This is a genomic window from Phenylobacterium sp., from assembly GCF_030679875.1.
Classification (GTDB): Bacteria; Pseudomonadota; Alphaproteobacteria; order Caulobacterales; family Caulobacteraceae; genus Phenylobacterium.
In genome coordinates this window covers 84,972-108,075 of sequence record NZ_JAUXSP010000008.1, presented here as the reverse complement: position 1 = coordinate 108,075, position 23,104 = coordinate 84,972, and the positions used below count along the sequence as shown (strand labels likewise).

Annotated in this window: 25 protein-coding genes and 2 tRNA genes; 16 read left to right on the top strand and 11 right to left on the bottom strand. The window is 68.6% G+C overall.

The window, feature by feature from the left end; translation table 11 throughout:
- Nucleotides 1-17: 17 nt before the first annotated feature.
- The 3 genes from rfbC to Q8K84_RS05295 are packed head-to-tail and all read left to right on the top strand — an operon-like array spanning nt 18 to nt 2,288.
- Nucleotides 18-575, top strand: a complete 558-nt coding sequence (gene rfbC / locus Q8K84_RS05305; RefSeq protein ID WP_305281513.1) for a dTDP-4-dehydrorhamnose 3,5-epimerase — start codon at nt 18-20, stop codon at nt 573-575.
- Nucleotides 575-1,411 carry an acyl-CoA thioesterase II gene (locus tag Q8K84_RS05300; RefSeq protein ID WP_305281511.1) on the top strand — a complete coding sequence of 279 codons (837 nt, stop codon included), beginning with the start codon at nt 575-577 and terminating at the stop codon, nt 1,409-1,411. The genes rfbC and Q8K84_RS05300 overlap by 1 nt, the downstream gene beginning before the upstream one ends.
- A 58-nt stretch (nt 1,412-1,469) precedes the next feature.
- Entirely contained in the window at nt 1,470-2,288 is an 819-nt protein-coding gene (locus Q8K84_RS05295) for a crotonase/enoyl-CoA hydratase family protein (RefSeq protein WP_305281509.1), read from the top strand.
- A gap of 7 nt (nt 2,289-2,295) precedes the next feature.
- Here the strand turns inward: Q8K84_RS05295 and queG are convergent, their stop codons facing one another.
- The 4 genes from queG to Q8K84_RS05275 form a co-directional block, all read right to left on the bottom strand.
- A complete protein-coding gene (gene queG / locus Q8K84_RS05290) occupies nt 2,296-3,429 on the bottom strand; it encodes a tRNA epoxyqueuosine(34) reductase QueG (RefSeq protein WP_305281507.1) in 1,134 nt (377 codons plus the stop codon).
- The gene (locus Q8K84_RS05285) at nt 3,410-4,096 is read right to left on the bottom strand and encodes a glutathione S-transferase family protein (protein WP_305281505.1); all 687 of its coding nucleotides are present in this window, start codon (nt 4,094-4,096) and stop codon (nt 3,410-3,412) included. Before Q8K84_RS05285 ends, queG begins: the two co-directional genes overlap by 20 nt.
- A 117-nt stretch (nt 4,097-4,213) precedes the next feature.
- Complete coding sequence (locus Q8K84_RS05280) at nt 4,214-5,158, bottom strand: cation diffusion facilitator family transporter (RefSeq protein WP_305281503.1); 945 nt, start codon at nt 5,156-5,158, stop codon at nt 4,214-4,216.
- Between the two features lie 70 nt (nt 5,159-5,228).
- The gene (locus tag Q8K84_RS05275) at nt 5,229-6,335 is read right to left on the bottom strand and encodes a citrate synthase/methylcitrate synthase (protein ID WP_305281501.1); all 1,107 of its coding nucleotides are present in this window, start codon (nt 6,333-6,335) and stop codon (nt 5,229-5,231) included.
- A gap of 88 nt (nt 6,336-6,423) precedes the next feature.
- Here Q8K84_RS05275 and Q8K84_RS05270 point away from each other — a divergent pair, with 88 nt between their 5' ends.
- Complete coding sequence (locus Q8K84_RS05270) at nt 6,424-7,599, top strand: citrate synthase (RefSeq protein ID WP_305281499.1); 1,176 nt, start codon at nt 6,424-6,426, stop codon at nt 7,597-7,599.
- On the opposite strand, the gene Q8K84_RS05265 is transcribed toward Q8K84_RS05270, so the two are convergent.
- On the bottom strand, nt 7,551-8,531 hold the full coding sequence (locus Q8K84_RS05265; RefSeq protein WP_305281498.1) for a complex I NDUFA9 subunit family protein: 981 nt from the start codon (nt 8,529-8,531) through the stop codon (nt 7,551-7,553). The two genes, Q8K84_RS05270 and Q8K84_RS05265, sit on opposite strands and share 49 nt — an antisense overlap.
- 151 nt (nt 8,532-8,682) lie before the next feature.
- On the opposite strand from Q8K84_RS05265, the gene Q8K84_RS05260 reads away from it, so the two are divergent.
- From Q8K84_RS05260 to lptB, 5 genes are all read left to right on the top strand, one after another.
- Nucleotides 8,683-8,769 (top strand) — tRNA-Leu (locus Q8K84_RS05260).
- A gap of 101 nt (nt 8,770-8,870) precedes the next feature.
- A complete protein-coding gene (locus Q8K84_RS05255) occupies nt 8,871-9,488 on the top strand; it encodes a ribonuclease D (protein WP_305281496.1) in 618 nt (205 codons plus the stop codon).
- 8 nt (nt 9,489-9,496) lie between these two features.
- Nucleotides 9,497-10,126: an LPS export ABC transporter periplasmic protein LptC gene (gene lptC, locus Q8K84_RS05250; protein WP_305281494.1), complete on the top strand. Its 630-nt coding sequence runs from the start codon at nt 9,497-9,499 to the stop codon at nt 10,124-10,126.
- Between the two features lie 20 nt (nt 10,127-10,146).
- Nucleotides 10,147-10,725, top strand: a complete 579-nt coding sequence (locus Q8K84_RS05245; protein WP_305281492.1) for an LptA/OstA family protein — start codon at nt 10,147-10,149, stop codon at nt 10,723-10,725.
- A 10-nt stretch (nt 10,726-10,735) separates the two neighbouring features.
- Nucleotides 10,736-11,503 carry an LPS export ABC transporter ATP-binding protein gene (lptB, locus tag Q8K84_RS05240; RefSeq protein WP_305281491.1) on the top strand — a complete coding sequence of 256 codons (768 nt, stop codon included), beginning with the start codon at nt 10,736-10,738 and terminating at the stop codon, nt 11,501-11,503.
- A 145-nt stretch (nt 11,504-11,648) separates the two neighbouring features.
- On the opposite strand, the gene Q8K84_RS05235 is transcribed toward lptB, so the two are convergent.
- The gene (locus Q8K84_RS05235; RefSeq protein WP_305281490.1) at nt 11,649-12,932 is read right to left on the bottom strand and encodes an O-acetylhomoserine aminocarboxypropyltransferase; all 1,284 of its coding nucleotides are present in this window, start codon (nt 12,930-12,932) and stop codon (nt 11,649-11,651) included.
- Nucleotides 12,933-13,100: 168 nt separating this feature from the next.
- Here Q8K84_RS05235 and rpoN point away from each other — a divergent pair, with 168 nt between their 5' ends.
- Nucleotides 13,101-14,603 (top strand): RNA polymerase factor sigma-54, encoded by a 1,503-nt coding sequence (gene rpoN, locus Q8K84_RS05230; RefSeq protein WP_305281489.1) that lies wholly within the window; start codon nt 13,101-13,103, stop codon nt 14,601-14,603.
- On the opposite strand, the gene Q8K84_RS05225 is transcribed toward rpoN, so the two are convergent.
- Nucleotides 14,600-15,682, bottom strand: coding sequence for an aspartate-semialdehyde dehydrogenase (locus Q8K84_RS05225; RefSeq protein WP_305281488.1), 1,083 nt, complete (start codon nt 15,680-15,682; stop codon nt 14,600-14,602). The two genes, rpoN and Q8K84_RS05225, sit on opposite strands and share 4 nt — an antisense overlap.
- A gap of 331 nt (nt 15,683-16,013) precedes the next feature.
- Here Q8K84_RS05225 and Q8K84_RS05220 point away from each other — a divergent pair, with 331 nt between their 5' ends.
- The 3 genes from Q8K84_RS05220 to Q8K84_RS05210 all read left to right on the top strand — a co-directional run bounded on the left by Q8K84_RS05220 (nt 16,014) and on the right by Q8K84_RS05210 (nt 17,821).
- Complete coding sequence (locus Q8K84_RS05220) at nt 16,014-16,604, top strand: exopolysaccharide biosynthesis protein (protein ID WP_305281487.1); 591 nt, start codon at nt 16,014-16,016, stop codon at nt 16,602-16,604.
- 41 nt (nt 16,605-16,645) lie between these two features.
- On the top strand, nt 16,646-17,281 hold the full coding sequence (gene hpf / locus Q8K84_RS05215) for a ribosome hibernation-promoting factor, HPF/YfiA family (RefSeq protein WP_305281486.1): 636 nt from the start codon (nt 16,646-16,648) through the stop codon (nt 17,279-17,281).
- A 75-nt stretch (nt 17,282-17,356) separates the two neighbouring features.
- Nucleotides 17,357-17,821 (top strand): PTS sugar transporter subunit IIA, encoded by a 465-nt coding sequence (locus tag Q8K84_RS05210; RefSeq protein ID WP_305281485.1) that lies wholly within the window; start codon nt 17,357-17,359, stop codon nt 17,819-17,821.
- Nucleotides 17,822-17,880: 59 nt separating this feature from the next.
- Here Q8K84_RS05210 and Q8K84_RS05205 read toward each other — a convergent pair whose 3' ends face one another.
- Both Q8K84_RS05205 and Q8K84_RS05200 read right to left on the bottom strand, forming a co-directional pair.
- On the bottom strand, nt 17,881-18,138 hold the full coding sequence (locus Q8K84_RS05205; protein WP_305281484.1) for a DUF1150 family protein: 258 nt from the start codon (nt 18,136-18,138) through the stop codon (nt 17,881-17,883).
- 123 nt (nt 18,139-18,261) lie between these two features.
- Nucleotides 18,262-18,684 carry an Hsp20 family protein gene (locus Q8K84_RS05200; protein WP_305281483.1) on the bottom strand — a complete coding sequence of 141 codons (423 nt, stop codon included), beginning with the start codon at nt 18,682-18,684 and terminating at the stop codon, nt 18,262-18,264.
- Between the two features lie 362 nt (nt 18,685-19,046).
- Here Q8K84_RS05200 and Q8K84_RS05195 point away from each other — a divergent pair, with 362 nt between their 5' ends.
- Nucleotides 19,047-20,207, top strand: a complete 1,161-nt coding sequence (locus Q8K84_RS05195; protein ID WP_305281482.1) for a hypothetical protein — start codon at nt 19,047-19,049, stop codon at nt 20,205-20,207.
- Between the two features lie 81 nt (nt 20,208-20,288).
- Here the strand turns inward: Q8K84_RS05195 and Q8K84_RS05190 are convergent.
- Nucleotides 20,289-20,364, bottom strand: a tRNA-Ala gene (locus Q8K84_RS05190).
- Nucleotides 20,365-20,469: 105 nt separating this feature from the next.
- Complete coding sequence (locus tag Q8K84_RS05185; protein WP_305281481.1) at nt 20,470-20,940, bottom strand: TIGR02300 family protein; 471 nt, start codon at nt 20,938-20,940, stop codon at nt 20,470-20,472.
- A gap of 119 nt (nt 20,941-21,059) precedes the next feature.
- Here Q8K84_RS05185 and aroA point away from each other — a divergent pair, with 119 nt between their 5' ends.
- A complete protein-coding gene (gene aroA, locus Q8K84_RS05180; RefSeq protein WP_305281565.1) occupies nt 21,060-22,406 on the top strand; it encodes a 3-phosphoshikimate 1-carboxyvinyltransferase in 1,347 nt (448 codons plus the stop codon).
- Nucleotides 22,403-23,050 (top strand): (d)CMP kinase, encoded by a 648-nt coding sequence (gene cmk / locus Q8K84_RS05175; RefSeq protein ID WP_305281480.1) that lies wholly within the window; start codon nt 22,403-22,405, stop codon nt 23,048-23,050. Before aroA ends, cmk begins: the two co-directional genes overlap by 4 nt.
- The last annotated feature ends 54 nt before the right edge of the window (nt 23,051-23,104 follow it).

Sequence of the window (23,104 nt, the reverse complement as noted above, 5' to 3'; positions counted from 1 at the left end):
ACGACTCACAGAGAGCCATGACGACCATCACCCCGCTCGCCCTGCCCGAGGTTCTGCTTATCACGCCCAAGCGGCATGGCGATGCGCGCGGCTGGTTCGCCGAGACCTGGAGCCGCAGGACCCTGGATGAGGCCGGTGTGAGCTGCGACTTCGTGCAGGACAACCAGGCCTATAGCGCCCGCAAGGGCACGGTGCGCGGACTGCACTTCCAGACGGCGCCACACGCGCAGGCCAAGCTGATCCGGGCGCTTCGCGGCGCGATCTATGATGTCGCCGTCGATATCCGCCCGGGCTCGTCCACCTTCGGCCAGTGGGTCGGGGCCGAACTGACCGCCGAGGGGGGCGAGCAACTGCTGGTGCCCCGGGGGTTCGCCCACGGCTATTGCACGCTCACCGACGACTGTGAGCTGTTCTACAAGGTGGATGGCCTTTACGCGCCCGACTGCGAAGGCGGCTTGATCTGGAACGACCCGGATCTGGCCATCGACTGGCCGGTCACGGAGGCTGACGCCATCACCTCGGACAAGGACAAGATCCTGCCCCGTCTGAAGGACATGCCGGAGGCCCATTTCTGATGCGCGAGCCCCAGAACGAACTGGTGGAAATCCTCGATCTCGAACAGATCGAGCTTGATCTCTATCGCGGCCTGACGCCGGCCCGGGAAGGTCGGCGCATCTATGGGGGCCAGGTTGTGGCCCAGGCGCTCACCGCGGCCTATGGCACCATCGAAGGCCGGCTCTGCCACTCGATGCACGCCTATTTCATCCGCCCTGGTGACCCGCGCATCCCGATCCTGTTCCAGGTGGACCGGGCCCGCGACGGGGGCTCGTTCTCGGTGCGCCGGGTGACGGCGATCCAGAACGGCAAGCAGATCTTCAACCTGGCCGCCTCTTTCCAGGTTCCCGAGGAGGGCTTCGAACACCAGGACCAGCCCCCGGCCGTGCCCCCGCCGGAAGACCTGCTGAACGAGGAGCAGCTGCGCGAGGCCGACGGGATTGCGCCCCGGGACCGGGACTGGCCCGTGGAGGTCCGCCCCATCGATCCGCAGCGGCATAACCAGACCGAGCCCATGGCGCCGCTTTACAATGTCTGGTTTAAGGCCCGGCAGTCCGTGGGCCCCGACGTGGCGGTCAACCAGTGCGCGCTCGCCTATGGCTCGGATATGAGCCTGCTGGATGCGAGCCTGCGGCCCCATCCCGTCCCGCATGGCCACCTGCAGGTGGCCAGCCTCGATCACACCCTGTGGTTCCATCGGGCGAGCGACTTCTCCGACTGGCATCTCTATGTCCAGGACAGCCCCTCGGCCTCGGGCGGACGGGGCTTCAACCGGGGCTCCATCTTCGACCGCCAGGGCCGGCTGGTGGCCTCGGCGACCCAGGAGGCGCTCATCCGCCATCGCCCGCCCGCCTGATCCATGACAGTCTTTCCCCGACATCGGCGGCCAGCCGAGAGGAAGCGGGAGGATGCTCATGAACGACCGGGTGAAGGTGGAGATCAAGAACGGCGTCGCCGACGTGCGCATGGTCCGCACCGACAAGATGAACGCCCTGGACGACGCCATGTTCTCGGCCCTGATCGAGACGGGCGAGGCGTTGAAGACCACACCAGGGGTGCGCGCGGTGGTTCTGTCCGGCGAAGGCCGCGCCTTCTGCGCCGGCCTAGACATGGGCTCCTTCGCCGCCATGGCCTCGGGGGAGCGCCGGCCAAACACCGCCGATGGCCAGTCCCTGCTGACGCCCACCCGCACGCCCGGCGGCTCCAACCGCGCCCAGCACGCGGTCATGGTCTGGCGCGAGCAGCCGGTTCCGGTGATCGCCGCCATCCATGGGGTGGCTTTCGGCGGCGGCTTCCAGCTGGCCCTGGCGCCCGACATGCGCTTCGTGACGCCAGACGCCCGCATGGCGGTGATGGAGATCAAGTGGGGCCTGGTGCCCGACATGGGCGGCCTCATCCTGATGCGTCACCTGGCCCGGGGCGACGTGATCCGCGAGCTGACCTATTCCGGCCGTATCTTCGATGGCGAGGAGGCGCAGCGGCTGGGCTTCGCCACCCGGGTCTGCGCCGATCCCCTGGCTGAGGCCCTGGCCTTCGCCGCGGAGATCGCCGGCAAGAGCCCGACCGCCATCCGCGGCGCCAAGCGTCTGATCGAGCTGTCCGAGACGCCCGCCAGCCAGCACGACATCCTGTTGGCCGAAAGCGCCGAACAGGGGGCTGTGATCGGCACGCCGAACCAGAAGGAGAGCGTCATGGCCAATATGGAAAAACGCGCGCCGGTCTTCGCCGACTGAAAGGGCCCTAGGCGGGCTTGAGGCTCCACTCGGCCCCTACAGCATCGTCGCGCTCGCCGGGGAGGGCCCGGGCCCGCTCGGCCGCGAAGGCGTCGGGGGCCAGGAGCTGCGACAGCGCCCAGACCGCCGCCCCGCGGACCACGGGGGCGGCATCGGTCAGTCGGGCGCGGACAGGCGGGACAAGGCCCGGGTCTGCGCTGTTGCCCATGGCGTAGAGGACGTTGCGCACAAATCGGTCGCGGCCCAGGCGCTTGACCGCGCTCTTGGTGAACAGGGCGCGGAAGGCGGCGTCATCCAGCGCGGCCAGGTCTTCCAGGCGTGGCGCCTTGAGTGTGTCGCGGGCCTGAAGCTGCTGCTCGCGGGCGGTCTGCGCGAACTTGTTCCAGGGGCAAACCGCCAGGCAGTCATCGCAGCCATAGATGCGGTTGCCGAGCGCCTGGCGGAATTCGGCGGGGATGGGTCCGGAAAGCTCGATGGTCAGATAGGAGATGCAGCGCCGCGCATCGAGTTGATAGGGGGCCGGGAAGGCGTCCGTCGGGCAGACATCCTGGCAGGCGCGGCAGGAGCCGCAGGCGTCCTCGCCGGGCGGGTCGGGCTGAAGCTCCAGCGAGGTGAGCACCGAGCCGATGAACAGCCAGGACCCAAACTGGCGCGAGACAAGATTGGTGTGCTTGCCTTGCCAGCCCAGGCCTGAGGCTTCGGCCAGTGGCTTTTCCAGCAGGGGGGCGGTGTCGACGAACACCTTCACCTCTGACCCGAAGGTCTGGGCCATCCAGGTCGCCAGCTGCTTCAGCCGCTTCTTGATCAGGTCGTGATAGTCCGAACCCTGGGCGTAGACCGAAATGGCGCCCCGGTCGTGATGGTCCAGGACGGCGCGGGGGTCATGGTCTGGTCCATAATTGACCCCCAGCAAGACCGCTGAGCGCGCGCCGGCCCACATGGCCTGGGGGTGAGACCGGCGCTCCAGCGTGGTCTCCAGCCAGGCCATCTCGCCGTGGCGGCCTTCGTCCACAAACTCGGCCAGCCGCTCGCCGGCCGTCCAGGGCTGGTCGGCCCGGGCCAGGCGGCAGTCATCAAAGCCCAGTTTCAGGGCCTGGCTGCGGATCAGGTCTTCAGGGGTTTCAGAAATCGAGATCGTCATAATGGGCCGCGGGCGCGAGCCCCGGCCAGCGATCAGCGAGCAGCGGCCTAAAGCAGGGCCGGGACTTCACCGTCATGTACCACGTCTTGACCGCCGGGAAGTCGCGCCAGGGCACATCACCGAAATAGTCGATCACCGACAGGTGTGATGCGCCGGCGAAATCCGCCAGGCTTAACCGGCGTCCCGCCAGCCAGTCGCGCTCGGCCAGCAGGCTGGCCAGATAGGTCAGGTGGATCCGCAGGGCCTCGCGGCCCCGCCGCAGGGCGGCGAGATCGGGCGCGCCCATCCGCAGCAGGCGCTTCTCCATCTTCTCGTGCAGCAGGAAGGAGCCGACCTCATAGTCGAACTTTCGATCAAACCATTGCAGCAGCCGCCGCGCCTCGGCCCGGTCGACGGCCTCCCGGCCCAATAGGGCGGGCTCGGGGTGTCGTTCTTCCAGATAGTCGAGGATGGCGCGGCTCTCGCACAGCACCAGCCTGCCCTCAGGCCCGTCCTCCACCAGGACAGGGGTCAGGCCCGAGGGATTGAGCGCCGAGAGGTCGTCGGGCTGCTCCCAGTAGCGGACGACCACATCCTCGAAGGCCAGGCGCTTTTCGCCCAGCGCCAGGCGGACCTGCCGCGAGGCCGGGTCGAGCGGGAAGTGGTAAAGGGTGCGTTGGACGCTCATGCCGGCATTTCGCCGCGAATGCGGCCAGTTTGATCAGGACTCGATAAAGGCCGCCGGGCCTTAAGGGCGCGTTTACGAAGGCCGAGGCCTCGGCCCCAATTGGGGGCCCGTGCGGCCTCAGGTCGCGGCGGGCTCGGCGAAGGCCCCGCCGTGGGGTTCGGCGCGGCCCCGGGGATCGGCGTGGATCAGGATGTCGGCGGCCGGGAAGTGCTTCAGAAGCCGGTTCTCGGCCTCGACGATCACCTGATGGGCGGCGTCCAGGGTGAGGTCCGGATCGAGGTCGGCGTGCATCTGGATATGGACATAGGGGCCCGAGGCCCGGGTGCGCAGCTGGTGGATGTCGGTCAAGCGGGGGTCCTGGATCATCAGGCGCACGATGAGCGCCCGCTGATCCTCGGGCAGTTCGTGATCCATCAGCTGGTGGGCGGCCTCCCGGAACACCCCGATGGCGGCCCAGATCAGGATGGCGGCGACCACCAGGCCCGCCGCGCCGTCCAGGCTCATAAAACCCAGCAGGGCCGCGCCGGCGACGCCCAGCAGGGCGGCGAGGTTGGAGGCCAGATCGGAGAAGTAGTGCGCCCGGTCTCCGGAGACGGCCACCGACTGCGTCTGGCGCAGAACCTGCGTCTGGGCGGCCACCAGCGCGCCGGTCAGGGCGATGGAGATCGCCATCACCGCCATGGCCCAGCCGCTGTGGGTGATCGGCTGGGGATCGAGCAGGCTGGCGATCGCCTCGCGGCCCACCAGAGCGGCTGAGGCGAAGACCAGCCCCGCCTGCATCAGGCTGGCGAAGGCCTCGGCCTTGCCATGGCCAAAGCGGTGTTCGGCGTCCGGCGGCGCCACGGCGTAGCGCACGGCAAAGAAGGTGATCAGGGAGGCGATCAGGTCGAGGCCGGAATCAGCCAGGGAGGCCAGCACCGCTACCGACCCGCTGGCCAGCCAGGCGGCGGTCTTCAGCCCCACCAGCACCAGGGCGACCGCCACCGACAGGAGGGTGATCCTGCGGGTGAGGGCGGCCGTCTGGGCCGGGAGCAGGACTTGATCAGGAGCAGACGCGGTCATTCCCTGATCCTAGACCCTGGCTGAGGCGGCGCCAGCCGGAGAATTCGCCCGGCAAGGCGCCGTGTCGCGATCAGGCCGCCTTGCGGGGCTCTGGCCCGACATAGACCGACTGGGGCCGCACCAGCCGGCCGCCGGCCAGTTGTTCACGGGCGTGGGCCAGCCACCCGGCCACCCGTCCCATGGCGAAGACGCAGGTGAAGGCCGAGGGCGGGAAGTCCAGGGCCTCAAGCAGCAGGGCGGTGTAGAATTCCACATTGGTGTCCAGCGGCCGGTCCGGCTTGTGCGTCTTCAGGATATCCAGGGCGGCTGCCTCGACGGCCTCGGCGAAGGCCACCCGACCAGCTCCGCCGCCGCCGCTCGCCGCCAGGGCGCGCACCGGACCCTTGAGCGCATCGGCCCGGGGGTCGCGGACCCGGTAGATGCGATGGCCAAACCCCATCAGCCGCTCGCCCCGGGCCAGGGCCGCCTCGATCCAGGCCCGGGCGTTGTCCGGTGAGCCAATCCCGTCCAGCATCTCGATCACGGGACCGGGCGCGCCGCCATGCAGGGGACCCTTCAGGGCGCTGATCCCGGCCAGCACCGCCGAGGTCAGGCCCGCCCGGGTCGAGGCCACCACCCGGGCGGCGAAGGTCGAGGCGTTCAGGCCATGGTCGGAGACCGTGACCAGATAGGCGTCCAGCCCGGCGATCTGGGCTGCGCCGGGCGCGACCCCGGTCAGCATCCGCAGGATGTCGGCGGCGTGGGGCAGGGCGGGGCCTGGCGCGACCGGCCTCTGGCCCGCCTGGATCCGGATCACCGCCGGGGTGAAGACCGCCGGGGCGGCGATCAGGCGCAGGGCCGTGGCCAGGTCATCGCCGTCGGCCAGCCGGGCCATCAGGGCGCGCACCGCCTCGACGGGCTCGTGCGCCGCGAGATCCGCGTCCAGATGCGTCACTTCTGCGAACACCTCAGCCCGCGCCGCTCCCAGGGCGGCGGTGAGGTCTGTCGGCAGGTCCTCGAAGAAGCCCTCGAAGAGCAGGCTGACAAGGTCTTCGAACCGCGTGGTTCCGGCCAGGTCGTCCAGGGAGCGGCCGCGGATGATGAGACGGCCGGCCTGGCCATCGACTTCGGACAGCACGGTGCGGGCGGCGACGACGCCTTCGAGGCCCTCAGGGGGCGCAGAAGCATGGGCGTTCATGGGGAGGCTCCAGTTTCGACTTGCGCCGCTGAATGTCCGCCGCCAAGCTTTGTCGTCAATCTTGATCAATATAATCAATGTAAGGCCCATGACCGACTGGATCGGCGCCGAGGAGGCCTGCGCCCGGCTGAATGTCCGCAGCCAGACCCTCTATGCCTATGCGAGCCGGGGGCGTGTGGCCGCCCGCCCTGATCCCGCTGACCCCCGGCGCAGCCTCTATCGCGCGGCCGATGTGGCGGGCCTGGCGGAACGTAAGTCCCGGGGCCGCAAGGCCGCCGCCGTGGCGGCGGGCGCCATCGCCTGGGGGGAGCCGGTGCTGGATTCGGCCATCACCACGGTGGTCGAGGGGCGGCTCTATTATCGGGGGCGCGAGGTCGTTGGGCTGGCCGAGACCCAGACGCTTGAATCCACGGCGCGTCTTCTGCGCGGCGGGGATGGCGCGGCCCTGAAGCGGAGCGCGCGCGGCGCGGCGCCCGATGGCGATGACATGCGCGCCCGGGCCTTCGCCGCCCTTGCGGCGCGGGCGGGGGGCGATCCGCCGGCCCTGGGCCGCCATCCCCTGGCCCTGGCGGTGGAGGCCGCCACCTTGCTCGACGTGCTCGCCGACGCCGTGGCGGGCGCGCCGGGGAGCGGGGCGATCCATGAAAGGCTGGCGCTGGCCTGGGGCTGCGCCCGGGGCGACGGCGGGGCCGACCTGATCCGCCGCGCCCTGGTGTTGCTGGCCGACCACGAACTCAACGCCTCGACCTTCGCCGCCCGGGTGGCCGCCTCGACCGGCGCGTCCCTGGCGGCTTCGGCGCTGGCGGGGCTTGCGGCCCTGTCGGGTCCCAGACACGGAGGCGCCGGTGCGGCGATGCGGGGCCTGCTGGCGGAGGCGATTGCGCTGGGGCCGCAGGCCGCCATCGCTGCGCGACTGGCCCAGGACCGAAGCCTGCCGGGCTTTGGCCACACCCTCTATCCAGAGGGCGATCCCCGGGCGCGGGCCCTGCTGGCGCACTTCGAGCCGCCGGTCGAGCTGGCGGCCCTGCGCGCTGCTGTGGAAGGGGCGACGGGGCAGGCCCCGAATGTGGACTTCGCCCTGGTGGCGCTGTCGGAGGCGCTGAACCTTCCGAAGGACGCGCCCTTCGCCCTGTTCGCCGTCGCGCGCTGCGCCGGCTGGATCGCCCACGCCATCGAACAGGTGCAGACTGGCGGCCTGATCCGGCCGCGGGCGCGCTATGCCGGGGTGGCGCCGATGTCGAGCTCCGGCGGCTCGGCGAACTGACCGCCCTTGCGGAACCGGTAGAGATAGGCGCCGACCACAGATTCCACCGCCGTGGCCTCGACCCCCAGTTCGGCCAGGCCCGGCAGCGCCGGATTGGCCACATTGTCGGCCCGAAGCTGCGCCACCTGGTCGGTGGTCAGCGGCGGGGCCAGGGGCGTCAGCGCCACCAGGTTCCCCACGCGGCCGATCAGATTGGCGATGGCGAAGGGCAGGGGTAGCAACATCCGCCGCCGCTGGGTCTCGCTGAGCACCAGTTCGAGGAGCTGTCGGAAGGTCAGGATGGCCGGCCCGCCGAGCTCATAGGTCTTGCCCGCCGCGGCCGGGTCGCTGAGGGCGGCGGCCACGGCCCGGGCCACGTCGCCGACGAACACAGGCTGGAACCTCGTCTTGCCGCCGCCGATCAGGGGCAGGGCCGGAGAGAGCACGGCCATGGCGGCGAAGCGGTTGAAGAAGTCGTCCTCGGGTCCGAACACGATGGAGGGCCGCAGGATCACCGCCTGGGGCAGGACCTCGCGCACGGCGGCCTCCCCTTGCGCCTTGGTGCGGGCATAGATCGAAGGGCTGTTGGCGTCGGCGCCTATGGCCGAAACCTGCACCATGCGGGTGACGCCGGCCGCCTTGGCCGCCTCCGCCACATTGCGCGCGCCCTCAGCATGGAGGCTGGCGAACTTCTGGCGCCCGCTCTCATAGAGGACGCCCACCAGGTTGACGCAGGCCTGGGCGCCGGTCAGGGCGCGGGCCACAGAATCGGCATCACGAAGATTGGCCTGGACGACCTGGATCTGGCCCACATCGCCGAGCAGCAGAAGGTCATGCGCCCGGGCGGGTTGGCGGACGGCCACCCGAACCCGATGCCCGGCCCGGGCCAGCGCCCGCACCACCTGACTTCCCACAAAGCCCGATCCGCCGAAGACGGTGACGAGATCCTGCATGGTCCAGCCTGTTGATGTCCAAACTTCCTGAGCCGCCCGGATAGACGATGCGGACCGGCGCGGCAATGCGACTTCAACTTCGCATCAAAAGGTCCGTTGACGCCCGTCTGGCTTTTCCCTAGTAGTCCCGCCTCCCGATCCGACGGACCGGGCCCAGGTGGCGGAATTGGTAGACGCGCTGGCTTCAGGTGCCAGTGGCTTAACGGCCGTGGAGGTTCGAGTCCTCTCCTGGGCACCACCCCTTTCTAAGGTCTCCGCGGGGGTGGCCGTCCTCTGCTTCCCCGCAGGACCTCCCAAAGCCGCGCGGCGAGGCCCGCGCCATCTGCGGAGCAAGCGGTCTTGGCGAACCATCTTCATAAGGGCGACCTGCCCGCCGGCCTGTTCGACGGCGTCGAGGCGGTGGCGGTTGATTCCGAGACCATGGGTCTGCGCCTGGGGCGTGATCCGCTCTGCGTGGTGCAGATCTCGGCCGGCGACGGAGACGCCCATCTGGTGCAGCTGGACCGGGCGACCTATGACGCCCCCAATCTCAAGGCCCTGCTGACCGATCCCGCGATCACCAAGATTTTTCACTTCGGCCGATTCGACATCGCCATGTTCCATCTCCATCTGGGGGTGATGACCGCGCCTGTTTACTGCACCAAGATCGCCTCCAAGCTCGCCCGGACCTATACGGATCGGCATGGGCTGAAGGATGTGACCCGAGAAATGGTGGGCGTAGACCTTTCCAAGGCGCAGCAAAGCTCCGACTGGGGCGCCGCGGTGCTCTCGGACGATCAGGTGGCCTACGCCGCCTCCGACGTTCTGCATCTGCACGCCGTTCGCACGCGCCTGGACGGCATGCTCGCCCGGGAAGGCCGCGATGGTCTGGCGCGGGCCTGCTTCGACTTCCTGCCGCATCGGGCTCTGTTGGATGTGGCCGGATGGGAGGAGTCTGACATCTTCGCCCACACATGAGGTCATAGGTGAGCGCCCTGGCATACGAGGCCCGAGGGCCCGCATCGGCCCTGGCCATGGACCGCTGGCGGCGCCGTTCGCGGCTGATCCGGCGACTGCGGGTGGTGCTGCCGGCGATTATCGCCGTGATCGTCATCGGGCTGGCCGGGGTGGTCACCTATAACAGCCTGGCCGGCGCGCCGGCCGAGCCGGAAGAGGCCGACGCGCCGATCCGGCTGGTCAATCCCCGGTTCATGGGGCGCGATGAGCAGGGCCGCTCCTTCGTCATCACCGCCAACAGCGCCGTCCGCGACGAGGACGACTACCAGCGGGTGGTGCTCGATCGACCGGCCATGGTCATCGACGGGGAGGGGCTGAGCCCCATGCGGCTGTCGGCCCAGTCGGGCGTCTTCCATGAGGGCGACGGCGTCTTGCGGTTGCAGGGGGATGTCAGTCTGAACGACCAGGATGCGGCCTTCGACACGGGCAGCGCGGTGTTCGACACCGCCACCGGCGTCCTGGAAGGCGAGGGGCTGATCACCGGCGCCGGCCCCCTTGGAGAAATCCGTGCAAAGTCCTATGGCGTGTACGACAACGGCGAGCGCATGGTCTTCAAGGGCGGCGTGAGCGGCACCATTACTCCGAACTCGCCGCGATGATGCGAAAGAGGCGTCTTGAGATGAAGATTCTCCCTGCAGCCGGCCATCGGACGCCCCTGTCGGCTCTGATGCTGACGGTCGCGCTTCTGGCTGCGCCTATCACCCCGGCCCAGGCGCAGCTGGCGGCGGGCTCCAACGGGCCTGTGGACATCACCGCCGATGAGCTCGAGGTGATCAACGCCCGCTGCCTGGCTATCTGGCGCGGCTCGGCCGAGGCGCTGCAGGACAATTCCCGGTTGCGCGCCGACGTCCTGACGATCCGCTACGCCGCCGCTCGTCCGGCCCGTACGGGGGCGGAGTCCACCTGCGGGGACCTTCAGGGTCTCGACGCCCAGGGGTCGGTCTACTACGTGACGCCCGGCCAGAGGGTGCGCGCCAATGCGGCGGTCTATGACGCAGCCAGCGACACCATCACCATGACCGGCGACGTGGTCGCCGCCCAGGGCCAGAACGTGCTCCGAGGCGAGCGGCTGGTGATCCAGGTGTCCACCGGACAGGCCCGCATGGAGACCAGTGCTCGCGGCGCGGGTACGCCGGGTCGCGTCCGCGGGGTCTTCTATCCCAACCAGACGCAGGGCCAGCCTGCGGCCAAGCGTTAGGGGCCGCGTCGTGCTCGACAAACCCCAGGCGGCGGTTGCGCAGGGCGTCCTTCCCGGTGAAGGCCTGGTGGTCGACAATATTGGCAAGTCCTATCGCGGCCGACCGGTGGTGAAGGGCGTCTCCCTCCGCCTGGCCCGGGGCGAGGTGGCGGGACTGCTGGGCCCCAACGGCGCGGGCAAGACCACCTGTTTCTACATGATCACCGGCCTGATCGCCGCCGACTACGGGGCCATCTATCTGGATGGCGAGAACATCACCGCCCAGCCCATGTATCAGCGCGCCCGGATGGGTCTGGGCTATCTGCCCCAGGAGACCTCGATTTTCCGCGGCATGACCGTGGCCCAGAATGTGATGGCGGTGGTCGAGCTGCGCGAGCGCGACGGCGCCCGGGCGCGGGCCACCGTCAACCAGCTGCTGGAAGAGCTGCACATCGAGCATCTGCGCGACGCCCCGGCCATCTCGCTCTCCGGCGGCGAGCGTCGCCGGGTCGAGATCGCCCGCGCCCTGGCCAGCGAGCCGTCCTTCATGCTGCTGGACGAGCCGTTCGCCGGCATCGACCCCCTGGCCATCGCCGATATCCGCGAGGTCATCACCTATCTGAAGGCCCGGGGGATCGGCATTCTGATCACCGATCACAATGTCCGCGAGACCTTGGACATCATCGACCGGGCCTCGATCATCCATGCCGGTGAGCTGCTGTTCGAGGGCTCGCCAGCCGAGATCATCGAGAACCCGGAAGTCCGGCGGGTCTATCTGGGCGACAGCTTCGGGGCATAAGGGCAGCCGCTCACCCCCACGACCATCCCCCTCCTCCGTCACGGTCGGACTTGATCCGACCATCCATGAACACCGGCGACGGCCTGTGCGCATGGACCCTCGGGCCAAGCCCGAGGGTGACGGCGTGGGTGAAGTCCCTTTTAACTCAAAGCCCGGCCAGGGCCTGGTTCAGGTCGGCGATGATGTCGTCCACGTGCTCCAGCCCCACCGAGAGCCGCACCACGTCTGGGCCTGCGCCCGCAGCAATCTGGTCGGCCTCTTCCAGCTGGCGGTGGGTGGTCGAGGCCGGATGGATGATCAGGCTGCGGGTGTCGCCGATATTGGCCAGGTGGGAGAACAGCTTCACCGCCCCGACCAGCTTGACCCCCGCGGCGTAGCCGTCCTTGAGGCCGAAGGTGAACACTGCGCCGGCGCCCTTGGGGGCATAGCGTTTGGCCCGCTCGTGGCTGGGATCGCCGGCGAGGCCCGCATAGGAGACCCAGGCGACCTTGGGGTGGGCCTTCAGCCACTCGGCGACCACCTGGGCGTTGGCGCAGTGACGCTCCATCCGCAGCGCCAGGGTCTCGATGCCGGTCAGGATCATGAAGGCGTTGAACGGCGAGATAGCGGGTCCTAAGTCCCGCAGGCCAAGCGCCCGGCAGGCGACGACGAAGGCGGCCGGACCAAAGGCCTCAGTGAACACCTTGCCATGATAGCTGGGATTGGGGGCGCTCAGGTTCGGCCACCGGCCGCTGGTCCAGTCGAACTTGCCGCCGTCGATGATGGCGCCGCCGATGGAGTTGCCGTGCCCGCCGAGGAACTTGGTCAGGGAATGGACGATGATGTCGGCGCCGTGGTCCAGCGGCCGGCAGAGATAGGGGGTGGCGAGCGTGTTATCGACCACCAGGGGCACGCCGGCGGCATGGGCGACCTGCGCGATGCCGGCGATGTCCATCACCACCCCGCCGGGATTGGCGATGGATTCGATGAAGACGGCCCGGGTCTTGTCGTTGATCGCCCGGGCGAAGGCCTCCGGCTCCAGTTCCTCGACGAAGGTGACGCCCCAACCCATCCGCTTGAAGCTCTGGCTTAGCTGGGTGATCGAGCCGCCATAGAGCTTGCGGGAGGCGACGATGTTGCAGCCCGGCTCCATCAGGGTGTGGAAGACGAGAAGCTGGGCGGCATGGCCGCTGGCTACGGCCAGGGCCGCGACGCCGCCCTCCAGGGTCGCCAGTCGGGCCTCCAGAACGGCAGAGGTGGGGTTGCCCAGCCGGGAATAGATGTTGCCGGCGGCTTCCAGGTTGAACAGGGCCGCGGCGTGGTCGGAATCGTCGAACACGTAGGAGGTGGTCTGATAAATCGGCGTGACCCGGGCCTTTGTCACTGGATCAGGCGTCGCGCCGGCGTGGATGACCAGGGTTTCGGGGCGCAGGGGCGCAGAATCTGACATGGGCGTCTTCCCTTATGGATGGCGTGTTCTGAGGGGTTTCGCCTAGCACGAGTGGACCATCGGCCGAAACCGCCGACCTGAATCGTCGCGGTGGTCCTGGAGTTAACCAATCGGTGTGGGATGGCCGTCTAGCCTTGCCAGCAAGAAGCAGGCCAGGAGGGCTGAACCTTGGCGCTCAGCGCGCGACTCGAGATCCGTCAGGGACAGGGGCTGGTCATCACGCCCCAGCTGCAGCAGGCCATCAAGCTGCTGCAGCTGTCGAACCTTGAGCTGGAGGCCTATGTCGAGGGTGAGCTGGAGCGCAATCCCCTGCTGGCGCGGGACGAGGGGGAGGCTGAGCCGGCCCCCGAGGTCGCCGAGACCGCCGGCGAGGCCCGAGCCGAGGCCGCCCTGGACGAGGTGGCGGCCGGATCGGCCCATAGCGACATGGACGCGGTTCACGACGACGTCTCCCCCGGCGAGCGAGCCATGGGGGACGGTGGCGAAGCTGGCGAGGCTGGCGGCGCCATCGACTGGTCGAAGGCCGGCAAGGGCGGAACCTTCGAGGGCGACGGAGATGGCCTCGATGGCCTGGCCGCCCATGAAAAGAGCCTCGCAGAATTCCTGACCGACCAGGCCGCCTTGCTGGGGTTCACCCCCCCGGAGGCCGCCGTGGCCGCCGTGCTCATCGACGGGGTGGACGAGGGCGGATACCTGCGCCTGGAGCTGTCTGAAACCGCCGAGCGCCTGGGGTGTGATCTGGCCCTTGTGGACGCCGTGCTCGGCCGCTTGCAGGGACTTGAGCCCACCGGCGTCTTCGCCCGGGACGTGGCCGAGTGCCTGAGGCTGCAGCTGATCGAACGCGATCGCTGCGATCCGGCCATGTCGGCCCTGCTGGACAATCTCGACCTTCTGGCCCGCCGGGACATGGCGAGCCTGAAGCGGGTCTGTGGTGTTGACGACGAGGATCTGCGCGAGATGCTCGCCGAGCTCCGCGCGCTTACGCCTCGCCCCGGCGCAGCCTTCGGCGGCGAGCCAAGCCAGCCCGTTTCTCCCGACGTGTTCGTTCGCGAAGGTCCGGGGGGCCTGTGGCTGGTGGAACTCAACAGCGACACCCTGCCGCGCCTGCTGGTGGACCAGCGCTATCACGCCCGGGTGTCGGGTGGCGCGCGCTCAGATCAGGAAAAGACCTTTGTCGCTGACTGCCTGGCCACGGCCAACTGGCTGGTGCGCAGCCTGGATCAGCGGGCCAAGACCATCCTCAAGGTCTCCAGCGAGATCGTGCGCCAGCAGGACGGCTTCCTGGCCTATGGGGTCGAGCACCTGCGTCCCCTGAATCTGAAGACCGTGGCCGAGGCCATCGGCATGCATGAATCCACGGTCAGCCGGGTGACCTCCAACAAGTACATCGCCACGCCCCGGGGGCTGTTTGAGCTGAAGTTCTTCTTCACCTCCTCGATCGCCTCGTCGTCTGGGGGCGAAGCCCATTCGGCTGAGAGCGTCCGCCACAAGATCAAGCAGATGATCGACGCCGAGGCTCAGGGCGCTGGCGTCCACTCCGACGACCAGATCGTCGAAATCCTCAAGACGGGCGGGGTCGATATCGCCCGCCGGACGGTGGCCAAGTACCGGGAAGCCATGCGGATTCCCTCGTCGGTCGAACGTCGGCGGGCGATGAAGGAAGCTGTCTAGAGCCGGCCGGCCTCCACGAGCGACTCCGCGATCTGGACGGCGTTGAGCGCCGCGCCCTTCAGCAGTTGATCACCGGCGATGAACAGGGACAGGCTTCGACCCGACGGGTCTGACAGGTCTGTGCGGATCCGGCCCACCAACACATCGTCCCGACCAGAGGCCTCGCCGGGCATGGGGAAGTGATTGGCCCCCCGGTCGTCCACCAGGCGCACGCCGGGCGCCTCGCTCAACCAGCTGCGCGCCTCCTCGACGCTGACCGGTTCGGCGAAGCGGACGGTCAGGGCCATGGCGTGGGCCCGGAGCACGGGTACGCGGATGCAGGTGAAGCTGGCCGGCAGATCGGAGGCCCCCAGCAGACGTCGCAGTTCGGCCATGACCTTGAGCTCTTCCCCATTGTAGCCGGTCTCCGGATCGATCGCCGCGTCGTGGCTGAACAGGTTGAAGGCGTAGGGATGGGCCAGGACCTGGGGCGGATAGGCTTCGCCCGCCAGGGCCGCCGCCGTGGAGTCGCGGAGCTCGGCCATGGCGGCCGCCCCCGCGCCAGAGGCGGCCTGATAGGTGGAGCCCACCAGCCGTACGATCAGCCGCCGGGCGTGCAGGGGCGCCAGCGCGACTGCGGCGATCGCGGCCACGCAGTTGGGATTGGCCACCAGGCGGCCGGCGGCCTCGTCCAGTCGCCAGGCATTGACCTCAGGAACCACCAGGGGCGTGTCGGCGTCCATCCGAAAGGCTGAGGAATTGTCCACCACCCAGGCCCCGGCGGCGACGGCCACCGGGCCATAGCGCCGCGACAGGCTGGCGCCGGCCGAGAAGAAGGCGATGTCGACGCCTGCGAAGCTCGCCTCGTCCAGGGCCTGGACCGTGACGGGCGCGCCGCGGAAGGTCAGGGTCTTGCCCGCGGAGCGGGCGGAGGCCAGCAGCCGGAGTTCGCCCACGGGAAAGGCGCGGCGCTCCAGGCAGCCGATCAGCTCGGCGCCCACAGCCCCGGTGGCGCCGACAATAGCCACGGTCAGGGGGCGGTGTGCAGCGCTGGGGGCTGGCGCCGGACGGGCCAGGGACGTTGCGAGGGATTGCGGCATGGGAGCCTCCGGAGTCTGGCCGGAGGGAGGCTGGCTTTTCCTTGGCCGACCCCATCCTTCCGGCGGGGTCAAGCAGGGATCGTCAGTCGGCTGCGGGCAGCCAGGACCAGACCCCTGCGCCCGCGAGCGCAGTGGTTTTCATAATCATGGTCATGGCGGCGTAGTGCAGCATTCGGCCCCGATAAGCCCTCGACGCACGGCTGTAAAGCGCCGGTTGGCCCGAATGCGCCGCGACTTGGGCGGATTGCGAAGTGGGCGCATTGCGAAGCTGGGCCGGGACGGCCATACCCTGCCGCCCATGACCGCAGGCGCCGCTGGGCAGGAACGTCGGATGAGCCTCTCGGAGATCCTGCGGGATCTCTGCGACCAGACCCATGAGGCTGAAGACTTCGGCGCCCTGATCGCCCGGTTCGGCCCGCGGGCTTTCGGCGCGCTGCTGTTTCTGTTCGCCGCCCCCAATCTGCTGCCGCTGCCGCCGGGATCCTCGACCTTCCTTGGGGCGCCCCTGCTGCTGTTTGCGCCGCAGCTGGCCCTGGGGGTGGCCAGTCCCTGGATGCCGGCCCGCCTGCGCCGCCAGCGCCTGGACATGGGGCCGCTGCGTGGAGCGTTCCTGAAGCTCGTCCCCTGGGTGGAGCAGGTCGAGCTTATCTCCAGCGCGCGGCTGACCTTCCTGTTTGGCCCGGTTGGCGACCGGCTGATCGGCCTGGCGTGTACGATCCTCGCCTTCGTGCTGATGCTGCCCCTGCCCCTGGGCAACCTGCTGCCGGCCGTGGCGATCAGTCTGTTCGCCCTGGCCCTGGTCCAGCGAGACGGGGTCCTCGCCCTCGCGGGCTATGTGGTGACGGCGATCAGCCTTGGGGTGCTGGCCTTGGCCGCAGGCGTTATCCACAGGCTTTTCGTGGCGGCGGTGAGCGGATTCTGACGCACTTGACACCAACCCCCGACAGGGGCGTTGATGGGCTTATGCAAGTTCAAGTCACCGGCAAACACGTCGATGTCGGAGAGGCCCTGCGGTTGCGGGTCACCGACGAACTCACCAACAGCATTGGCAAATATATCGACCGCGCAGGCGGCGGCGCTGATGTTGTCGTCAGTCGCGAGGGCTACACCTTCAAGGTGGATTGCGCCCTGACCCTGGCCACGGGGCAGCAGCTCCAGAGCCATGGTACGGGGGCCGACGCGCACACGGCCTTTGACTCCGCCCTGCAGAAAATCGAGACCCGGGTCCGGCGCTACAAGCGCAGGCTGAAGGATCATCACCAGCAGGCCCTGGCCAAACAGGCTGAGACCGCCGCCTATTTCGTGCTCCGCACCCCCGAGGGCGAGGACGAACCCGATTGGGACGAAGACGCCAGCCCCGGCGTGGAAGGCGCTCCGGCGGCCATGGTCATCGCCGAGACCGAGCGCCCTATCGGCGAAATGACGGTTTCCATGGCGGTGCTTGAGCTGGATATGACCGGCGCTCAAACAATCGTGTTCAGGAACGCCGCGCATGGCGGTTTGTCCGTGGTATATCGCCGGCCCGATGGGAATATCGGCTGGATTGATCCCGAGCGCACCAAGCCGGTGAGCGGTAAGGGCTCCAACGGGGCCGCCTGAGGGCGGCCTTGAGGGGCTTCCGTCGCCGCGAACCGTGCAGGTTCGGACCCGTAGAACAGGCCTTCCGAAGCAAGCATGCAGATCGGCGACATCCTTGATCGCGGCGCCATTGCGTTGCGCGTAAGCGCCACCGACAAGCGCCAGATTCTGGCTCACCTTGCCGAATTGGCGGCGCGCAACTTCGATCTGGAGGCGAGCGTCGTCCTGGACGCGCTCAGTGAGCGAGAGCAGGCCGGCTCAACAGGGATTGGCCATGGGGTGGCCGTGCCGCACGCGCGTATCGAGGGCCTGGACCGCATTCGGGGCCTCTTCCTGAGAATCGAGCAGCCGGTCGCGTTCGACTCCATCGACGATCAGCCGGCCGACCTCGTCTTCGCCCTTCTGGCCCCGCCCGAGGCGGGGACCGAGCACCTGCGGGCCCTGGCCCGTGTATCCCGCATGTTGCGCAGCCCCGATCTGCGCGAGCATCTGCGCCAAGCCCGCACCCCCGACGCCCTGCACGCGCTTCTGGTGCAGGAGTCAGCGCCCTCCGCGGCCTGAACCGGCGGGCGCCTGCCGTCTCGCTGCTGGGATCGATGGCCAGGGTTTGAAGTCAGACGTCAGTGGACCGACACGGGCGCCAGTTCGTGCGCCAGCGCTGCGGCCATGGCCGCATTGCGGTCCGTGAGGACGGCAAGGCGTTCGCCGTCGGCCCGGTGGACCGCGTAAAAAGTGTGCTCCGGGTCCAGGTCCAGATGCATGGATTCGCCCTGGATCGGTACGGCGGCCAGGATTTCGGCCGCCTTGACCGGGCGAACATAGACAAGGTCCGGGGCGCCCAGAGCGGCGAAAGCTTCAATCGACAAGATCGGTGTCATGATGACCACCTCCACAGGTTCGCAACGCGCCGGGCGTCCGCCGGTTCAGCCGAAGGCCAGACGTCTGCTCGACCGCCCATCAGGCCGGTCGATGATTTAAGGGCCGGAGCGGGCGTTTTCAGGTCAGCCCGCTGTCCGGATGGGGATGCGCTTGATGATGGTCTCGGGCTCGGGCCGGGCGAGATCAATGTGCAACAGGCCGTGCTCAAGGGTCGCGCCCTCAACCACCATGCCGTCGGCCAGGACGAAGGTGCGCAGAAAGCCCCGGGCGGCGATGCCCCGGTGCAGATAGGCGTCCTCGTCCTTGCCGGCCTCGTCCTTGCGCGCCCCGGCGATGACCAGCTGGCGGTCTTCCACATTCACATGCAGCTGGTCCGGCGTGAAGCCGGCGACGGCCAGGGTGATGCGGAGGCGCCCATCGCCGCAGTCTTCCACATTGTAAGGCGGATAGGCTTCGGCGGCGGCCTTGGCGGCCCGCTCGATGCGGGCGCGGGTGTGCTCAAAGCCGAGCAGAAACGGGCTGTCGAATACGATCGTCCGGGTCATCTGTCCTCGAGTCCTCATCAGAAAGCGACTCCCCGAAAGCCCCGCCCGTGATGTCGGCGCGAGTCTTCCGGTTGACGATTATCTGGCGATGCAGGAGCGAGGTTTCAATATCCGACGGCGTCCGTCGCTCGCACCAGGGATCAGCGGAACAGCAGCACCGGGACCTTGCCGGCCCGCACCATGGCTGTGGTGGTGCTGCCGACCACCGAGGAAGACCAGGGGTGGCTGCGAAGGCGAAGGCCTGCCGGCGCCACCGGAAGGCCCTCAACGCGGAGCCGGGCCCCTCATGCCGGCGAGTCCCGGCACGATTGCAGCCGGGCTAGCTATGGTGCAGCTTCGCGTGCAAGGGTCGGGGGCGCAACTTGGACAAGAAATACGCTCGGCTCGCCGTCGTGATGGCAGGGGCGTTGGTGGCTATGCTCGCCTTCGCGCCGCCCGGCGACCGCACTCAGGTCTGGGCGGTCGCTGGGTCGATGGCGGTCGCCGCCGCTATTTATGCGCCAGCGGTACGCCAGCTTCTTCTACGCCACCGGCGCAGCGTCATCGCCATCGGGATCGCTACGATCGCTATCGGCCTGATTGTTCTCTTGGTCAGCCTGTCATCTCCTCTGCTTGATCCGAAGCTCGGTGGGATGGCGACTGGTTTCCTGACCCTCGCCGGGGCTTTCGTGATCAGCGTTCCGTTCATCATCGATCTCGTGGAGCGGAACGTCGCCGCCTTAGCGGCAGGTGGTGGGCGCGCAATGGCGAAACGGGAGCCACCAACCTTCAGCCCTGACGGCGAGGTCAAGGCCGTGTTGGCGGAAATAGGCGACCACCGGGCGGCGCTCCTTCGCGTAGTCGGCCCGTGGTTCATCCTGTTCTGCGCGGTGGCGATGCTTCCCATCATGGACATCTGGAACGATCCTGCGGATCTCAACCAAGGCTTGGCGCTGATAATCCTGCTCGTTTTGTTGGACTGGGTGTCCTTCATCATTCTGCTTGTCGCGATGATTCAGTGGGCGCGTTTCACCGCCTCGAAGCACGAGCCGAGATTCACGGCCTTCCCTGGCAGGGCGCTCTGGGGCTGGGCTTGGCGCTTGGTTGTCGCCGGCGTGATCTTTCAATCCTTCGGTCAACTGGGACCCTGGTTACAGGCGCAGCTTCCCGCTGCGGCGCCGTGGCAGCTCTATGGCCTTGAGGGAGTCGCCGGACTTACGGTCTTCGTTCTGATCAGCTCGCTCGCGCCGATCCTCCCCGCGGTCGCCCTCGGCGCTGCGGAGAAGGGGATGGCGGCCTCGATGCGGGGCTTCCGCGTGGTGGGAGGCAGGTTCTACCTGGGCGTCATCCTGATCGTGACCCCATACGCGGCCGCCTCGTGGGCGCTGAGCGTCCTGGCTGATCATTACAAAGAGCCAGCAGCCTTGGTCGCCAACGCTGGAGCCTCGCTCCTCCTGTTGTTCGCCGCCTCGATTGTGGGGATCGCTTACCTGACTCGCGGATACCTCCGCGGAACTGAGGCGGTCTCCGGCAACGCGTCCTGAAGTCGGCTCTTTCCCCGCACCTACGAGGCCCGGGCGCCCCGGAAAAAGGCGAAGGCCCGCAGCGTTAACTGCGGGCCTCCATGGTGGAGCTAAGCGGAGTCGAACCGCTGACCTCTTGAATGCCATTCAAGCGCTCTACCAGCTGAGCTATAGCCCCAGGTCCTGGGTTCTTCGGGCGGGCTTGCCCTCCCGAAGAGGCGCGGAACCTAGTCAAAGGTCTGACGGCGATCAAGCACCATTTTCAGGGCTTGTCGCCGGGACCTCAATCTTCGTCGGGTTCGGGGATTCCCTCGATGTCGCCGTCGTCGAAGTCCTCGTCCTCTTCCTCGAGGAAGGGCACGGCCTCGTCGTCGTCATCCTCCAGGTCGTCTTCGTCGCTGAAGCCGGCCAGATCAGCGTCGGGGGACTTCTTCTTGGCGACGCGTTCGACGGGTTCGGCGTCCTCATCCTCGTCATCCTCGACGGCGGGATCTTCGATCTCGTCGATCTCGGGCGCGCTGACTTCGTCGTCCTCGTCCTCGTCGTCCTCGCTGCGGGCCTTGACCTGATCTTCGGCCTCGGCCTCGGGCTCGGGCGCCGGCGCGCGGCCCCGGACGCGGCGGTTCTTGACCGCCTCGTCAGGATCAAACTCGGTCTGGCACTTGGGGCACACAGCCGGACGCTTGGTCAGGTCGTAGAACTTGGCCTGGCAGTTTGGGCAAACCTGCTTGGCGCCCAACTCTGGATTTGCCACGTGGGCGATCCCCTAAAGAGCGGTTTGTAGGAAGCCGGCTCCCTTGCCACGGGCCAGGGCGGCTGTCAAAAGCAAAGCCCCTCGGACAAACCCAAGGCCTTGAGGAGGCGTCCATTTCCATCACGGCGGCTGGACTGACCGCGACCCGCGGCGGCCCGTTGCGGGGCCGTGTGCGCGCCCCCGGCGACAAGTCCATTTCCCATCGCGCCCTGATCCTCGGCGCGATGGCCAGCGGGACCACTGACATTACGGGCCTTCTGGAGGGCGAGGACGTCAAACGGACGGCCCAGGCCATGGCCGCCTTCGGCGCCGGCGTCGAGCGGCTGGGCGACGGCCGTTGGCGTGTCGAAGGGCGAGGCGGCTTTTCCGAACCCCTCGACGTGATCGACTGCGGCAACGCCGGCACCGGGGTGCGCCTGATCATGGGCGCCGCGGCGGGGTTTGATCTTTGCGCCACCTTCACCGGCGACGCCTCCCTGCGGGGCCGGCCTATGAACCGGGTGCTCAAGCCCCTGGGGGAGATGGGCGCGACCTGGATCGCCCGGTCGGGGGGCCGCCTTCCGCTCACCCTGCAGGGCGGAAATCTGAAGACCATCGCCTACCGCCTGCCCGAGCCCTCGGCCCAGGTGAAGTCGGCGGTGCTGCTGGCCGGTCTGCACGGCGCCGGCGGCGCCCAGGTGATCGAGCCTGAGGCGACGCGGGATCATACCGAGCGGATGCTGCGGGCCTTTGGCGCCCAGGTCGAGGTCGAGCTGATGGCCGATGGCGCGCGGCGGATCACCGTGCCCGGCGGCCAGGCCCTGAGTGGCGCGAGCGTGGCGGTGCCGGGAGATCCGTCCTCGGCGGCCTTCCCCCTGGTGGCGGCCCTGATCACGCCTGGCTCGGAGGTGACGGTCGACGGGGTGCTGCTCAACCCCCTTCGGGCGGCCCTGTTCCTGACTCTTCAGGAAATGGGAGCGGACCTGACGATCGCCAATGTCCGCGAAGAGGGCGGCGATCAGGTGGGCGACGTCACGGCCCGTCACTCGGCCCTGCGTGGCGTCGTGGTGCCGCCGGAGCGCGCGCCGGCCATGATCGACGAATATCCGATCCTCGCCATCGCGGCGGCCTTCGCCGAGGGCCAGACGATCATGCGCGGCATTGGTGAGATGCGGGTCAAGGAAAGCGACCGCATCGCGCTCACCGCCACAGGCCTCGCCGCCTGCGGGGTCAGCGTGGAAGAAGAGCCCGAGGGGCTGATCGTCAACGGGACCGTGCGGGCCAACCATCCAGTGGCCGGCGGCGCTCGGGTCACCACCCATGGGGACCACCGCATCGCCATGTCGCACCTGGTGCTCGGGCTCGCCGCTGAGGCGCCGGTCATGGTCGACGAGCCGGGCATGATCGCCACCAGCTTTCCAGGCTTCGTCGAGATGATGAGCGGTCTGGGCGGCCAGATCCAGGCCGTGGAACACGAAGCCGCATGAGCGGATCTGCGGTGATCACCGTCGATGGACCCGCCGCCTCCGGCAAGGGGACGATCGCGGCGGGCCTTGGTCGGGTCTATGGCTTGCCGGTGCTGGATTCAGGCCTGCTCTACCGGGCCGTGGGCGTGCTTCTGCAACAGGACGGAGGCGACCTTGGCGACGAAGCCGCCGCCGCCGCCGTGGCCCAGGCCCTGCGTCCCGACGCCCTGGACAATGACGCCTTCCGCACCCGCGCCGCGGGGGAGGCCGCCAGCCGCGTGGCCGTCCATCCCCAGGTCCGCCAGGTGCTGCTGGCCCTGCAGCGGGACTTCGCCGGCCAGCCGGGCGGGGCGGTGCTGGATGGCCGCGACATGGGCACGGTGATCTGCCCAGGAGCGGGGGCCAAGCTCTACGTGACCGCCAGACCGGAGGTTCGGGCCGAACGGCGCTGGCGCCAGCTGACGGGACAGGGGGAGACGGTCAGCCTGGAGGAAATCCTGGCTGATATCCATGTGCGCGACGAACGGGACTCTGGCCGCGCCACTGCCCCCATGGCGCCGGCGGACGACGCCGTCTTGCTGGACACCTCGGAAATGACTATAGACCAAGCCACCGATGCGGCCCGCCGTATCGTCGAGGCGGCGCGCGCCCGCCAGACTCCCTGATCCGGAAGAGACTCCCTGATCTGGAAGACTGGCCGAGCAAATCCAACCGCGCCT

Bases quoted from the DNA above. Each gene is read 5' to 3' on its own strand.
- Q8K84_RS05275 (WP_305281501.1), bottom strand. From the start codon at position 6,335: ATGAACGCCCATGCTTCTGCGCCCCCTGAGGGCCTCGAAGGCGTCGTC.
- cmk (WP_305281480.1), top strand. From the start codon at position 22,403: ATGAGCGGATCTGCGGTGATCACCGTCGATGGACCCGCCGCCTCCGGC.
- Q8K84_RS05295 (WP_305281509.1), top strand. From the start codon at position 1,470: ATGAACGACCGGGTGAAGGTGGAGATCAAGAACGGCGTCGCCGACGTG.
- Q8K84_RS05235 (WP_305281490.1), bottom strand. From the start codon at position 12,932: ATGTCAGATTCTGCGCCCCTGCGCCCCGAAACCCTGGTCATCCACGCC.
- Q8K84_RS05245 (WP_305281492.1), top strand. From the start codon at position 10,147: ATGAAGATTCTCCCTGCAGCCGGCCATCGGACGCCCCTGTCGGCTCTG.
- Q8K84_RS05285 (WP_305281505.1), bottom strand. From the start codon at position 4,096: ATGAGCGTCCAACGCACCCTTTACCACTTCCCGCTCGACCCGGCCTCG.
- Q8K84_RS05220 (WP_305281487.1), top strand. From the start codon at position 16,014: ATGAGCCTCTCGGAGATCCTGCGGGATCTCTGCGACCAGACCCATGAG.
- Q8K84_RS05280 (WP_305281503.1), bottom strand. From the start codon at position 5,158: ATGACCGCGTCTGCTCCTGATCAAGTCCTGCTCCCGGCCCAGACGGCC.
- Q8K84_RS05300 (WP_305281511.1), top strand. From the start codon at position 575: ATGCGCGAGCCCCAGAACGAACTGGTGGAAATCCTCGATCTCGAACAG.
- Q8K84_RS05210 (WP_305281485.1), top strand. From the start codon at position 17,357: ATGCAGATCGGCGACATCCTTGATCGCGGCGCCATTGCGTTGCGCGTA.
- Q8K84_RS05270 (WP_305281499.1), top strand. From the start codon at position 6,424: ATGACCGACTGGATCGGCGCCGAGGAGGCCTGCGCCCGGCTGAATGTC.
- Q8K84_RS05265 (WP_305281498.1), bottom strand. From the start codon at position 8,531: ATGCAGGATCTCGTCACCGTCTTCGGCGGATCGGGCTTTGTGGGAAGT.
- Q8K84_RS05225 (WP_305281488.1), bottom strand. From the start codon at position 15,682: ATGCCGCAATCCCTCGCAACGTCCCTGGCCCGTCCGGCGCCAGCCCCC.
- hpf (WP_305281486.1), top strand. From the start codon at position 16,646: ATGCAAGTTCAAGTCACCGGCAAACACGTCGATGTCGGAGAGGCCCTG.
- queG (WP_305281507.1), bottom strand. From the start codon at position 3,429: ATGACGATCTCGATTTCTGAAACCCCTGAAGACCTGATCCGCAGCCAG.
- Q8K84_RS05200 (WP_305281483.1), bottom strand. From the start codon at position 18,684: ATGACCCGGACGATCGTATTCGACAGCCCGTTTCTGCTCGGCTTTGAG.
- Q8K84_RS05205 (WP_305281484.1), bottom strand. From the start codon at position 18,138: ATGACACCGATCTTGTCGATTGAAGCTTTCGCCGCTCTGGGCGCCCCG.
- rfbC (WP_305281513.1), top strand. From the start codon at position 18: ATGACGACCATCACCCCGCTCGCCCTGCCCGAGGTTCTGCTTATCACG.